This is a genomic window from Flagellimonas alginilytica (assembly GCF_042134605.1).
GTDB classification, from domain to species: Bacteria; Bacteroidota; Bacteroidia; order Flavobacteriales; family Flavobacteriaceae; genus Flagellimonas; species Flagellimonas alginolytica.
On the sequence record NZ_CP169638.1, the window covers coordinates 3,325,323 to 3,339,369 of the forward strand.

Here is a 14,047-nt window from a genome sequence, read left to right on the forward strand (position 1 = left end):
ATTGCTGCTCACTGCTCACTGCCAACTAGCACAGACTATTCTTCTTTTTGTCCCATCATCATTAAATAGGCCTTTAAAAATGCATCGATTTCCCCATCCATAACGGCATCTACATTTCCGGTTTCTTCGGCCGTTCGAACGTCCTTCACCAATTTATAGGGGTGCATTACATAATTTCGGATTTGCGATCCCCATTCGATCTTCATTTTTGAAGACTCGATTTCTGCGCGCGCTTCCTGCTTTTTACGAAGTTCGATTTCGTAAAGTTGCGATTTCAACATTTTCATGGCCGTAGCCCTGTTATCGTGCTGCGATCGAGAATCGGAACAGGAAATTTGGATTCCAGTTGGTTTGTGAACCAATTGAACTTTGGTTTCTACCTTGTTTACATTTTGGCCACCTGCACCACTAGATCGTGCCGTGGTAATCTCAATATCCGAAGGATTTACTTCGATCTCTATGCTGTCGTCCACCAAGGGGTATACATAAACAGAAGCGAAGGAGGTGTGCCTTTTGGCATTGCTGTCGAAAGGAGAAATGCGGACCAAACGGTGTACGCCGTTCTCACCTTTTAACCAACCAAAGGCATAATCACCCTCTATTTCCAGGGTAACCGTTTTAATTCCTGCAACATCACCTTCTTGGTAATTGAGTTCTTTTACCTTGTAGCCGTTCTTTTCGGCCCACATTAGGTACATGCGCATGAGCATAGAAGCCCAATCACAGCTTTCGGTCCCACCAGCGCCCGCGGTAATCTGTAGCACTGCGGTAAGCTCATCGCCCTCATCCGAAAGCATATTTCTAAATTCCAATTTTTCAATGGACAATTGTGCTTTTTCGAACTGTTTGTTTACCTCTTCTTCGGTAACTTCTCCGGCCTGCTGAAATTCAATAAACACCTCAAGATCACCGACCAATGTTTTGGCCTCTTCGAAGTCTTCTACCCATTTCTTTTTGGATTTGATGGACTGCATTTGTTTTTGGGCTTCTTGCGGATTGTCCCAAAAACCTGGAGCAAGGGTTTTTTCCTCTTCGTTCTCTATTTCGATAAGTTTGGCATCGATGTCAAAGATACCTCCTTAACGCACCAAGGCGCTCAATAAGATCTTTCTGTTGATCTGTGGTTACCATGTAATATATTTTGGGGTAAAAATAAGTTTCTTTCCTAAAATGACCTTATTATAAATGGAATTCTATCGAACAACCTGTGGTATTGTGTCCGAGCTCATATATTAAAGTAAAACGGAAGTTGATTTTTCAATTTATTGGGATAGAATAAGACAGTGCAAACTGTTTTTTAAAAATGATTTGCATATTTTTAAGGCAACTAATTCAACCAAATTATGAAGAACTCAACTAAGCTCATGGCCCTATTGTTTTTTGTGGGCTTTACCATGGGGGCACAAACGTTCGAGAAGGTTAAGGACTTTCAAAAGTATAACGGCTATTTTAATTTTTATTACGATGACTCCAACGATAAGATTTACGTCCAAGTCGATGAGTTGGAAAAAGAGTTTTTGTACGTCTACTCTTTGAGCAGTGGAATAGGAAGCAACGATATTGGTCTAGATCGCGGGCAATTGGGCAACGAACAGGTGGTCTATTTTAAAAAGGCAGGGAACAAGTTGCTACTTGTGCAGCCCAACCAAACTTTTAGGGCCATTACGGAAAATGAGCTCGAGAGAAAGTCTGTGGAGCAAGCCTTTGCCAAGTCAATTCTGCATGGTTTTGATGTGGTAGAAGAGGCGAGCGGCAGTTATCTTATAGATTTTACCGATTTTCTGGTGCGCGACGCACATGGAGTTTCCAATCGTCTAAAAAGATCTAAGCAAGGCTCTTACAGTTTGGATAAAAGTAAAAGCGCATTCGCATTGGAGCGTACCAAGGCTTTTCCAAAAAATGTAGAGTTTGATGTAACCCTTACCTTTAAGGGAGATCCACAAGGTGCCTGGATTCGTTCAGTTACACCTACACCAAGCTTGGTCACAGTGGCACAACATCATTCATTAATAGAATTACCTGATGATACATTTGAAAAAAGGCTGTACGACCCTCGAAGTGGTGGCTACCCATTTACCTATTATGATTATGCCACTCCGGTTCAAGAATCTTTGGTAAAGCGCTTTATCCGAAGACATCGATTGGAAAAAAAAGACCCTAACGCAGCTATAAGTGAACCCGTTGAACCAATAATTTATTATTTGGACAATGGGACACCGGAACCCATTAGATCAGCTTTGTTGGATGGTGGGAAATGGTGGAATCAAGCCTTTGAGGCGGCAGGCTATAAAAATGCATTCCAAATGAAAATTCTGCCGGATGACGCCGATCCATTGGATGTGCGTTACAATGTAGTACAATGGGTACACCGATCGACCAGGGGTTGGAGCTACGGGGCAAGTGTTGTTGATCCCAGAACAGGGGAAATATTAAAAGGACATGTTAGTCTGGGCAGTTTAAGAATTCGTCAGGATTTTATGATAGCACAAGCTTTAATGGACAAACCATTTGCCGAAAGAGATGATAACCATAAAGAAATGCTGGAATTGGCACTTGCCAGAATCCGACAACTCTCCGCACACGAAATAGGACACACACTCGGGTTTGCGCATAATTTTGCGGCAAGCACCAACAATAGGGCTTCTGTTATGGATTATCCACACCCGCAATTTGAATTGGAAGGCGATAAGATTAGCTTTAAGAACGCATACGATACAGGAATAGGAGAGTGGGACAAGGTAACCGTAGCCTATGCGTATTCAGATTTTCCCGAAGGAACAGACGAGACTGCCGCGCTCAATGCCATATTAAAAAAAGCCCAGGACGACGGATTGCGCTATATCTCGGATCAAGATGCAAGGCCAAAAGGAGGTGCGCACGCATTGGCCCACTTGTGGGACAACGGTAAAAGTGCAAGTAGCGAATTGGAGGAAATGCTGAAAATAAGGGAGACGGCCATACATAATTTTTCTATCGACAATATCCGAAACGGGGAAGCATATTCCGTTTTGGAAGATGTTTTTGTACCCCTTTATTTTTTCCATCGGTACCAAACCGAAGCAGTATCCAAGGTAATTGGCGGCTTGGATTATAATTATGCCGTAAAAAATGGTGGGCAGTTTCCAGTAAGACCGATCAATCAAACAGTTCAAAAATCGGCAATGGAGTCCATTTTAAAGACGTTGGACGCAAAAGTGATCGCTGTTCCAAAAGAAAAATTGGACTTGTTCCCACCTCGCGCCATCGGATTTAACCGTTCCAGGGAATCTTTTAAAGGAAGAACAGGGGTTAGTTTTGATGCATTGTCCGCATCGGAAACGGCAGCAGATATGACCCTGGAATTATTATTGCACCCAGAACGGGCCTCTCGACTTATTCAGCAAAAAAGCATGGATAAAGGACAGATGGGATTAAAAGATGTGTTGCAAAAAACAATTCAAGGCACTTTTGATCTTTCACATCGAGATGCCTACCATCAAGAAGTGCAGAATACTATAAATTTCAGGGTGCTCTACCATATCATGAACCTTGCGGCTCACAACCAAGTGCACCCACAGGTAAATGCGATTGCCAACCAAACTTTAAGTGAACTAAAAACACAGTTGTTGAGCAATGGTAAAAATGCAATATCAACCGAAATGGTAAAAAGAATAGATGCCTTTACCAAAAAACCATCCGATTTTAAACTGATCCCAGTTTCTAAAATCCCTGATGGTTCGCCTATTGGCATGGATTGTATGGACTAATTTTATTTATGGAGATAAACTTAATAAGTGACACGGTCACTAAGCCTTCGACAGCAATGTTGGAGGCCATGATGAAAGCCAAAGTGGGGGACGATGTGTTCAAGAACGACCCTACTGTGAATGAGTTGGAAGCCAAGGTCGCAGATTTTTTTGGTATGGAGGCGGCACTGTTTTTCCCAAGTGGTACCATGACAAATCAGACTGCAATTAAAATCCATACCAATCCAGGAGATCAACTGATCTGTGATAAGTACTCCCACATATTTAATTATGAAGGAGGTGGTGTGAGTTTTAACAGTGGGGTTTCCTGTAGATTGGTAAATGGGCATAGGGGAATGATGAAGGCGGAACAAGTCGAGGAATCGATCAACCCTCCGGATTTTTACCATAGTCCATTGACCACATTGGTAAGCATAGAAAATACAACGAACAAAGGTGGCGGGGCTTGTTGGGATTTCGAAGAACTACGTAAAATCCGAGAAGTCTGCAATAATCATGGTCTAAAATATCATTTAGATGGTGCGAGACTTTGGAACGCCTTGGTAAAAAAGGGAGAAGATCCAAAAGCCTACGGTAAGTTATTCGATACCATTAGCGTTTGTTTCAGTAAGGGAATGGGGTGTCCCGTAGGTTCGGTTTTGGTCGGTAGCCAAGAAGATATGGACAAAGCGATTCGAATACGCAAAATTTTTGGTGGAGGAATGCGCCAATCCGGTTATTTAGCCGCAGCGGCTATCTACGCGCTGGAAAATAATGTGGATGGGTTGGTGGAAGACCACAAAAAAGCTGAAGAGATCGGTAAGGTGCTCACATCTCTCGATTTTATCAAAAAGGTGGAACCTATCGAGACCAATATCATAATTTTTGAAATTGATGAGCAAAGCATGTCGTCCGAAGAATTTCTGGAACGATTGGCCGAAAATAAGGTTTCCATAATTGGAATGGGACAGGGAAAACTGCGTATAGTCACCCATTTGGATTACACCGATACGATGCACCAACACTTTTTAAAGGTTTTAAAAAGTATAGGGTAGCAGGGTAATCATTTCGAGCGCGAAGGAGAAGCGTGAAAAGCAATTGATTGTATTCGGTCTAACATTAAAAATGCTAAGGTGTCTAAAACTCCAAAATTCATGGGGTTTACACCAATGGAACAAATTTTCTAGAAGATAAAATGTATAAGTGCAAGAACTCTATACTATTCGACCTTATACTTTTTTATCTTTAGACCTTTGACCTAAACAAAATCCAATTATCCAAACCTGTTCGCGATACGCTTTGCACTTGAACGGACAATCGAATTCTAAAGTTTAGTGTTTCAATACTAAAATCAAACCAAGACTACTTCATAAAAGCATCCATTCCCGGAATGTTGGGCATACCTTCCTTGGCTACAGCGGCCAATTCGGCTTCATTTATTTTGGAGGCTTTCTCAATGGCCTTGTTTAGGGTAAGTACCAAATAATCTTCCAATTGATCTTTATCTTCCAACAAAGAGTCATCAATGGAGATGGATTTTAATTCACGATTGGCGGTTAAGGTTACTTTAAGGAGTCCGTCCGAGGATGCTTCATCTACCATAACGGAGTTCAATCTTTCCTTGGTGGCTTCAACTTTCTTTTGGGTTTCTTTTAATTTACCCATCATTCCCATTAAATCTCCAAACATAACTTTAATTTTAGGGCTTGCAGGACAGCTGTCGGAACAAGCATTCTATCTATAATTGTTTAAACTAAGTTCAAAAGTAGTAAATTGGTCAAAACACTAACAAATGAAACAATCCATTTTAAGAATTTCTATTCTGCTTTTATGCCTTATTTTTGCCCCCGCTTGTAAAAACAACAAAGAACAATCCATGAGTACAGCTCCGCCGGTGGCACCAAAACATCCAACCAAGCTAGAAAAGCACGGTGATGTTAGAATTGATGATTATTATTGGATGAACAATAGGGAAGATCAACAGGTTCTCGATTATTTAAATGCCGAGAACGATTATTTTCAAAAAATGACGGCCCACACCAAAGCGTTCCAAGAAGAACTTTTTGAAGAAATGAAGGGAAGGATCAAGGAAGATGATTCTTCCGTACCCTACAAACTCGACGGATATTGGTACATAACCCGTTACGAAGAAGGAAAGGAATACCCGATTTATTCCAGAAAAAAAGAAACGCTGGAAGCAGCGGAAGAACTGTTGTTCGATTGTAACGTAATGGCAGAAGGGCACGATTATTTTAATTTGAGAGGTGTTTCCATAAGCCCGGACAATACCATGGCATCATTTGGAACCGACACTATTTCCAGAAGACAGTACAATATCCAGATAAAAAACCTAAAAACAGGTGAAATATACCCGGATGTTATCGAAAATACAACGGGCAGCGCAGTATGGGCCAACGACAACAATACTTTGTTCTACACTAAAAAAGACCCTGTCACCCTTCGTTCCGATAAAATATATAAGCATGTATTGGGCACATCTGCCGACCAGGATGAATTGGTTTTTCATGAAGAAGACGACACTTACAACACCTTTGTTTATAAAACAAAGACCAGAAAATATATTGTAATCGGATCCAGTAGCACCCTTACTTCGGAATATCGCTTTTTAAATGCCGATGATCCCGAAGGCGATTTTAAAATCTTTTCTGAGCGGGAAAAAGGTGTGGAGTATTCCATATCCCATTTTGAAGGCAACTTTTATATACTTACCAATAAGGATGGTGCAACTAACTTTAAGTTGATGAAAACCAACGAAAACAACACTACATCCGAACATTGGGAAGAATTTATTCCGCACCAAGAAGATGTGCTGCTCGAAGATGTGGAAATTTTCAGGGATTATTACGTGGTTACCGAAAGAAACAACGGTCTCAATCAGATGAAGATTGCCAAATGGGATGGTTCCCTTAGTTATTATTTGCCTTTTGATAGCGAGACTTATGTAGCGGGACCATCTGTGAACTTGGATTTTGACACAAAAATACTTCGTTATTATTATAACGAAATGGGTGAACCTTATGCCATCATCGATTTTGACATGGAAACCAAGACCAAAACGGTTCAAAAGCAACAAGAGGTCCTTGGAGGCAAGTTCGATAAAAATAATTATAAGACCGAACGTATATGGGCCACGGCGAGGGACGGCAAAAAAGTGCCTGTTTCCATAATATACCATAAAAATACCCCACTGGACGGCACAAGTCCTTTGTTGCAATACGGTTATGGTTCTTACGGAGCAACGATGGACCCTTATTTTTCATCCATACGATTGAGTTTATTGGATAGAGGGTTTATTTATGCGATTGCACACATTAGAGGTGGTGAATATTTAGGAAGACCTTGGTACGAAGATGGCAAATTATTCAATAAAAAGAACACCTTCACGGATTTTATAGATGTTTCCAACCACTTGATCGAGAAGAAATATACTAGCTCCGAACATTTGTACGCCATGGGTGGTTCCGCTGGCGGACTCTTAATGGGGGCCATCATAAATATGGAACCAGAACTGTACCACGGCGTAATTGCTGCAGTACCTTTTGTAGATGTGGTAACCACAATGTTGGACGATACCATTCCGTTGACCACCGGCGAATATGACGAATGGGGAAATCCTAATGACAAGGCGTATTACGATTACATAAAATCATACTCGCCGTATGATAATGTTGAGGCCAAGGAATACCCCCATATGTATGTGTCCACAGGACTGCACGACTCTCAAGTTCAATACTGGGAGCCTGCCAAATGGGTAGCCAAGTTAAGGGAATACAAAACCGGGGAAAACCTCTTGTTTTTGGATACGAACATGGATGCCGGCCATGGTGGGGCATCGGGCAGATTTGAAGCATTGAAGGAAACCGCAAAGGAATATGCCTTTATTTTGGACCTCGAAGGAAAAGCCCATTAAAAATAAAATGTTACATTTGCACTAAATAAACTTTCGTTTAATCGAAGTTTTGTTCCTACCTAATACCAGTTATGAAGAAACAGATAAATGCGCACAGCAATATCCTAGACCTAATTGGAAGTACCCCCTTGGTTAAGCTAAACAGAATTACCGCCCCTCTTACTGGAAATTTCTATGCTAAACTTGAATGCTTTAACCCCGGACATTCTTCAAAGGACAGAATTGCAATTCATATTATTGAAGAAGCCGAGCGAAAAGGGATTCTTAAGCCGGGTAGCACCATTATCGAGACCACATCGGGCAATACGGGCTTTAGCCTTGCCATGGTAAGCATTGTTAAGGGATACAAATGTATTTTGGCAGTAAGTTCAAAATCGTCCCCGGACAAGATTGATATGTTGCGTTCCATGGGAGCGAACGTTTATGTATGTCCTGCCCATGTAAGTGCAGATGACCCACGTTCGTATTACGAAGTGGCCAAACGTTTGCACAGCGAAACCCCGAATTCAATTTACATTAACCAATATTTTAACGAGCTTAACATAGATGCCCACTATTCCAGTACAGGGCCGGAAATTTGGGAACAGACCAATGGTCAGATTACCCACGTGGTGGCTTGCAGTGGAACAGGTGGTACCATTTCTGGTATTGCCCGTTATTTAAAAGAGCAAAACCCGAACATTAAAGTTTTGGGGGTCGATGCGTATGGATCGGTATTGAAAAAGTACCACGAAACAGGGGAATTTGATCATAACGAAGTTTACCCATACCGAATTGAAGGTTTGGGGAAAAATTTGATTCCTTCCGCTACAGATTTCAATGCAATAGACAGATATATAAAGGTAACCGATGGCGAAAGTGCCCATATGGCACGTAAATTGGCCCATACCGAAGGTATTTTTGCAGGATATACCAGTGGTGCAGCCACTCAGGCACTGTATCAATTGAACACGGAGGGAGAATTTACGGAAGACAGTAATGTTGTTGTGGTATTCCCGGACCATGGTTCAAGATATATGAGCAAGGTATACAGCAACGAATGGATGGACAACCAAGGTTTTTTCGATATCCAAGATGCCGAGGTTCCCGAAGAAATCAAATACATAAAATAAATAAGTACCTTATAATACCTCAAAAACGGCAATGTAAATTCATTGCCGTTTTTTTTATTTATAAAAATATCGTTATGCGAGGTTCATAAAAATATATACTTTTGCAGATGAATCAATATTAATGTAGATGAGAGATTTATTCGATAGAATCATTGAGAACAAAGGACCTTTGGGTAAATGGGCTTCACAAGCTGAAGGCTATTTTGTATTTCCAAAATTGGAGGGTCCCATTTCCAACAGAATGAAATTTCAAGGAAAAGACGTAATAACGTGGAGTATCAATGACTATCTGGGTCTCGCCAACTTGCCCGAGATTAAAAAAGTGGACGGTGAAGCAGCCATGGAGCACGGAGCAGCCTATCCCATGGGTGCCCGAATGATGAGCGGTCATACCGATTACCACGAACAATTACAGAACGAATTGGCAGAATTTGTTCAAAAAGAAGCCGCTTACCTATTGAATTTTGGATACCAAGGATTTATGTCCGTAATCGACGCCTTGGTGGCCAAAGATGACATAATCGTGTACGATGTGGACTGCCATGCTTGTATTATTGATGGTGTTCGATTGCACATGGGCAAGCGCTTTACCTTTAAACATAACGACCCCGAAAGTTTAGAAAAAAACCTTGAGCGCGCTACAAAATTGGCCAATGAGACCGGTGGTGGAATCTTGGTGATTTCCGAGGGCGTATTCGGTATGCGTGGTGAGCAAGGAATACTTAAAGAAATTGTGGAGCTTAAGAAAAAGTTCCAGTTCAGGCTATTGGTGGATGATGCCCATGGATTTGGAACTTTGGGCAAAACAGGTGCCGGAGCTGGAGAAGAGCAAGGGGTACAAGACCAGATTGATGTGTACTTGGCTACATTTGCCAAATCCATGGCGAGTATTGGCGCCTTTGTTGCGGCAGATAAAGAAATTATAGAGTACTTAAAATACAACCTTCGTTCACAGATGTTCGCAAAATCCTTGCCCATGATCTATGTTAAGGGCGCGTTGAAAAGATTGGATATGTTGCGCACTATGCCAGAACTTAAGGCAAAGTTGTGGGAGAATGTAAACGCGTTACAAAACGGATTAAAGGAAAGAGGGTTCGATATTGGTACAACAACAAGCTGTGTGACCCCAGTTTACCTGAACGGAAGTATACCGGAAGCAATGGCCTTGGTTAAGGACTTGCGCGAAAACCATGGAATTTTCTGTTCCATAGTGGTTTATCCCGTAATTCCAAAAGGATTGATTCTACTCCGTTTGATTCCAACAGCAACGCACACCATGAAGGATATCGAAGAAACCTTGGATGCATTTTCATCGATCAGGGAGCGTTTACAAAATGGAACGTACAAACGATTGTCTGCTGCCGTGGCAGCTGCAATGGGAGAATAATACCCTTCTTTTAAAAAACACTTAAAACTAATTGCAGCGGACTTTGTTCCGCTGCAATGCGTATTGTGTATTTCCTATTCGCCATATGCCTTGGCGCACATTATTCTCGTTAAATGGGTTTATGCTGGTTTGCCCATCATAATATTGTAACTGTACTGCTGGTTGTCCTTGATAATCCACCAGTTGCCACCGCCCTCCGTTGGACCCACTGGAAATACCTTGAGCATTGCCATAGTTCCCTTCCACACTAAAAGAGCCATCCGTATTTATGGAAAAAGTACCATTGCCACAAAAGTTAACATAGGTTATGGAGCTGGCCATGCTATCATTTACGTAAGATGTACGCTGATAATAAACCAGTTGACTGCCAGCTATAATGTTCCATAGGCCTTGATTGTTCAATTCGGGATACTGACCTGTGCTATTTGGTTCCGTAGTGGGGGAGGGGGGAATACGAAAAGTATCATTTTTGGAAATTTTCCTATTGTCCTTCATAAAAGGCGTAAGATCATAATTGCCTAGATTTTGTAAGTCGGAATATTTATAAAAGGGTTCGTTGAACCCTGTTGCCCTAACACTCATGTTCAGCCCATTTAAAGTAGCCTCAAAATCCACTGGGCCGTCCAATCCAAAGATCTCACCACTAATCCGCGTACCAGAACCTGTAGCTCTGATCGCAAAACTTGCGCCTACGGCCGCCAGCATACCGTGGTATTCATCACCCACACGTTTAAATTGAATTGAGATACTATTGGTACCGTTTACAAAAGTTCCGACAAAGTTGGAGTTTTGAGCACTTGTGCTCGATAGGGCAAATAGAAAAACAAAAAGGCTTGAGGCAATCTTTTTCATAGTCAATGGGTTACTGTATTAAAACTATCAAAAAGAAGCAAATCCAACAATAAAATTAGTTGAGGAACAACAATTCGATCTAAAACTGCTAGTTGGAGACTAGTTTTAGTCCAATTATGGAAATAATCAAAGTAGTTATAAAGAAAAGTCGCCAAAAAGTGGCCGGTTCCTTAAAGACCAAAATTCCTATTAAAACAGTCCCGACGGCACCGATACCGGTCCAAACTGCATATGCAGTTCCTATGGGCAAGTGTTGGGTAACTTTTACTAAAAGGACCATGCTTATGGCCAAACATACCAAAAAGCCCAAATACCAGTAAGTAGCTTCAGTTCCAGATGTTTCTTTGGCTTTTCCGAGACAGGCTGCAAATGCGACTTCAAAAAGCCCGGCAATAATCAATAATATCCAATTCATAGTTTTTATTTAATACCTTTTGCTGTTCACTTTTAACCTTTATGGGTGTCCTATTCCAATATTTTTATCACTTTGCATGGGTTGCCATACGCCAGCACGTTATCGGGAATATCTTTGGTTACGACGCTTCCTGCACCAATGGTCACATTGCTTCCTATGGTTACTCCAGGAAAAATTACGGAATTCCCGCCCACCCAAACATTATCGCCAATAGTCACTGGCTTGGTATAGGTGAGATAGCGGTTTTCGTTCTTGTTTTGAACAATTCTTTCTGAGGCCTTTAATGGATGTGTGGCCGTATAGATTTGAACATACGGGGCGATTAGCCCGTTTTTGCCGATTTTGATTTTATTATTGTCCAAAAACATGCAATTGGTATTGACAAAGGTGTTTTCTCCAATGGAGATATTTTCTCCACAATCGCAATAAAATGGGATTTCTATCCAAACACCATGGGCCTTGTGTTCAAAAAGTTCGTTTAGAATCCGCTCCCGTTCTTGGATTAGTTCGGAATTTAGATTATTGTAATCTTTCAGAAGTTTTCGTGCTTTATGATAGATTTTAATCAGTTCTGGGTCTCGGGAGTCGTAATATTCCCCATTTAGCATTTTTTCTTTTTCCGTCACAATTGGTTTTTTTAGTGAAGTTCATCACCTTACGATGCCATTATCTTTTGGTGATTATAATGTAAGTTATTGGTTTGACCCGATAAGCCTTAATTCTGTTTGGACAATGTAATATTATCGCTTAATCCTAAAGTATCAAAAGTAAGTTTTAGCACATATTCAATCAATATTCGTATCCGGTTTAACGAAATATTTTACCTTGATCGGGAACGACATCTGGAAAGGGGATAGGCGTCATAAAATCTGTGGCGTACAATAAATCAATTTATTACCAGATCAGAATATGGACAATTCGGTCCGAGTGGTAAATTCTTCGAGAAAACGCATGCCTTTGTATGAGTTACCCTTTTGATTTAATGGGGGACTCCAAACTGCAATGGCGTATTCCTTGGGGTGTACGGCCACAATTCCACCGCCGACGCCACTTTTTCCGGGCAGCCCGACCCTAAAGGCGAAATCGCCGGATTCATCATAAAAACCACAAGTTTGCATAAGCGCATTTATTCTTTTGGTTTGGCTCCGAGTTATTATTCGGCTGTTCTTGTGCAGGGTGCAACCGCCATTTGCAAGGAACAAGAAAAGTTGGGATAATCCTTCACAACTCATTTCTATGGAACACATTTTATAGTAAAAATCCAACACATCGGTTGGGTCGTTATCGATATTGTGAAAAGATTTTAAAAAATTACAAAGTGCCGCATTTCTGTACCCCACTTTTTTTTCGGATGCCGTTATTTTGTTTGAATATGATATCGAGTTGCTTTTGGACAGTTTTTTAAGGAAGGCCAAAAAATCTTGTTGAGGGTTATTTAAACTGCTCATAAGCACATCGGTGACCACAAGTGCCCCAGCATTGATAAAGGGATTTCTTGGTATCCCATTTTCTACCTCGAGCTGAACAAGGGAGTTAAAAGCGGTTCCGGAGGGTTCAACCTTTACCCTCTGCCATAAATCCTCACCGAGCAAACTGTAGGCCATGGCCAAAGACAGTACTTTTACTATACTTTGTATGGAAAATTTGTCATGGTAATTACCGACACCAAAGTTCAAGTGGTTGGTTGTAGAAATATGGACTCCGAACGAGTCTGGGTCAACATTTTTGAGCTCGGGAATATAGGAGGCCAGTTTGCCTTTGTCTTCAATACCTTTTGTCCTATCAAAAACGCTTTGAACAATCTCTTTAATATCCACAATTTAGTTTTTACGGCTATTTAGAATAGTATGTTGTAAGTTACTATTTTAAAAATGGTAATTTATTAAAGAACTTATCAAGAATCTTAAAAAGTATAATAACGAACCGTTGGGCATTAGGCTTAAATCAGTGCTGCTGGTTTAGTCGGATTTTTCGTTTTCCTTCCCGGTACAACCCAACAATCAAACCTACTACACCAATTAAAAGGCAAATTAAGGCCCAAAATCCAATATTATATTGATCGATCAATATTCTATAGGTAAAGGTAAAAACGAATAGAATTGACCCAAGAATTTGCCAATGGACGTCTTTTTCCAATCTTTCCCCAGTGTCAATGTGCGGCTGTAAATTAAATATAATTTTAATCTCGTTCCACTCCCAGAGTATGAGCCAAATATTGCCCAGCAGCATTAGCCCGGTGACCACAGGTGTATAGGCAAAGGAATAGGATAATGTTATTACGAAGACATTTAATATGATTGGAAAATTGATCAACGCTCCTAGTTTTGAAAATCTCTGGGTCATTAACAACAACCCGGCAATCAACTGACCCATTCCGATGAATTTCCAATACAAACCGGATTGGTACATAGTTTCAAAAAAATGCCAAGCACTATGTATGGGGTACATTTCACCACTTTCAGTTGTAAATCGATGTCCTTTTATTTTTATAAGACTGGCAAAAACAAATGCTCCGCCTATTAAATACCTTGTATAAACAACACAGATCTGCGGTAATATTTTCTCTTTAATTCTATTCATTTTGTTCGTTGGTCCTATGTAGACGAATAGAATATTGGTTTGTTA

General features: G+C 40.9%; 12 protein-coding genes. 5 read left to right on the forward strand and 7 right to left on the reverse strand.

The window, feature by feature from the left end:
* Positions 1 to 35 precede the first annotated feature (35 nt).
* Positions 36 to 1,131, reverse strand: a protein-coding gene (prfB, locus tag ABTP35_RS14865; RefSeq protein ID WP_293295324.1) for a peptide chain release factor 2 whose coding sequence is annotated in 2 segments (ribosomal slippage) — positions 36 to 1,067 and positions 1,069 to 1,131 — 1,095 coding nt in all. Because the reading frame shifts where the segments join, the coding sequence is not laid out codon by codon here.
* Positions 1,132 to 1,343: 212 nt separating this feature from the next.
* Here prfB and ABTP35_RS14870 point away from each other — a divergent pair.
* Positions 1,344 to 3,746: a zinc-dependent metalloprotease gene (locus ABTP35_RS14870; RefSeq protein WP_375334285.1), complete on the forward strand. Its 2,403-nt coding sequence runs from the start codon at positions 1,344 to 1,346 to the stop codon at positions 3,744 to 3,746.
* An 8-nt stretch (positions 3,747 to 3,754) separates the two neighbouring features.
* A complete protein-coding gene (locus ABTP35_RS14875) occupies positions 3,755 to 4,780 on the forward strand; it encodes a threonine aldolase family protein (RefSeq protein WP_375334286.1) in 1,026 nt (341 codons plus the stop codon).
* A 307-nt stretch (positions 4,781 to 5,087) separates the two neighbouring features.
* Here ABTP35_RS14875 and ABTP35_RS14880 read toward each other — a convergent pair whose 3' ends face one another.
* Entirely contained in the window at positions 5,088 to 5,414 is a 327-nt protein-coding gene (locus ABTP35_RS14880; RefSeq protein WP_375334287.1) for a YbaB/EbfC family nucleoid-associated protein, read from the reverse strand.
* A 103-nt stretch (positions 5,415 to 5,517) separates the two neighbouring features.
* On the opposite strand from ABTP35_RS14880, the gene ABTP35_RS14885 reads away from it, so the two are divergent.
* The 3 genes from ABTP35_RS14885 to ABTP35_RS14895 all read left to right on the forward strand — a co-directional run bounded on the left by ABTP35_RS14885 (position 5,518) and on the right by ABTP35_RS14895 (position 10,155).
* Positions 5,518 to 7,656 (forward strand): S9 family peptidase, encoded by a 2,139-nt coding sequence (locus ABTP35_RS14885; protein ID WP_375334288.1) that lies wholly within the window; start codon positions 5,518 to 5,520, stop codon positions 7,654 to 7,656.
* Between the two features lie 71 nt (positions 7,657 to 7,727).
* Positions 7,728 to 8,768, forward strand: coding sequence for a cysteine synthase family protein (locus ABTP35_RS14890; protein ID WP_293295319.1), 1,041 nt, complete (start codon positions 7,728 to 7,730; stop codon positions 8,766 to 8,768).
* Between the two features lie 127 nt (positions 8,769 to 8,895).
* Complete coding sequence (locus tag ABTP35_RS14895) at positions 8,896 to 10,155, forward strand: aminotransferase class I/II-fold pyridoxal phosphate-dependent enzyme (protein ID WP_224837311.1); 1,260 nt, start codon at positions 8,896 to 8,898, stop codon at positions 10,153 to 10,155.
* A gap of 27 nt (positions 10,156 to 10,182) precedes the next feature.
* On the opposite strand, the gene ABTP35_RS14900 is transcribed toward ABTP35_RS14895, so the two are convergent.
* The 5 genes from ABTP35_RS14900 to ABTP35_RS14920 form a co-directional block, all read right to left on the reverse strand.
* Positions 10,183 to 11,007, reverse strand: a complete 825-nt coding sequence (locus ABTP35_RS14900; protein WP_375334289.1) for a hypothetical protein — start codon at positions 11,005 to 11,007, stop codon at positions 10,183 to 10,185.
* An 88-nt stretch (positions 11,008 to 11,095) separates the two neighbouring features.
* The gene (locus tag ABTP35_RS14905; protein ID WP_224837313.1) at positions 11,096 to 11,422 is read right to left on the reverse strand and encodes a multidrug efflux SMR transporter; all 327 of its coding nucleotides are present in this window, start codon (positions 11,420 to 11,422) and stop codon (positions 11,096 to 11,098) included.
* Positions 11,423 to 11,472: 50 nt separating this feature from the next.
* Entirely contained in the window at positions 11,473 to 12,048 is a 576-nt protein-coding gene (locus ABTP35_RS14910) for a sugar O-acetyltransferase (protein WP_375334290.1), read from the reverse strand.
* Positions 12,049 to 12,324: 276 nt separating this feature from the next.
* A complete protein-coding gene (locus tag ABTP35_RS14915; RefSeq protein ID WP_375334291.1) occupies positions 12,325 to 13,239 on the reverse strand; it encodes a glutaminase in 915 nt (304 codons plus the stop codon).
* Between the two features lie 127 nt (positions 13,240 to 13,366).
* The gene (locus ABTP35_RS14920; protein ID WP_293295317.1) at positions 13,367 to 14,002 is read right to left on the reverse strand and encodes a hypothetical protein; all 636 of its coding nucleotides are present in this window, start codon (positions 14,000 to 14,002) and stop codon (positions 13,367 to 13,369) included.
* Positions 14,003 to 14,047 lie beyond the last annotated feature (45 nt).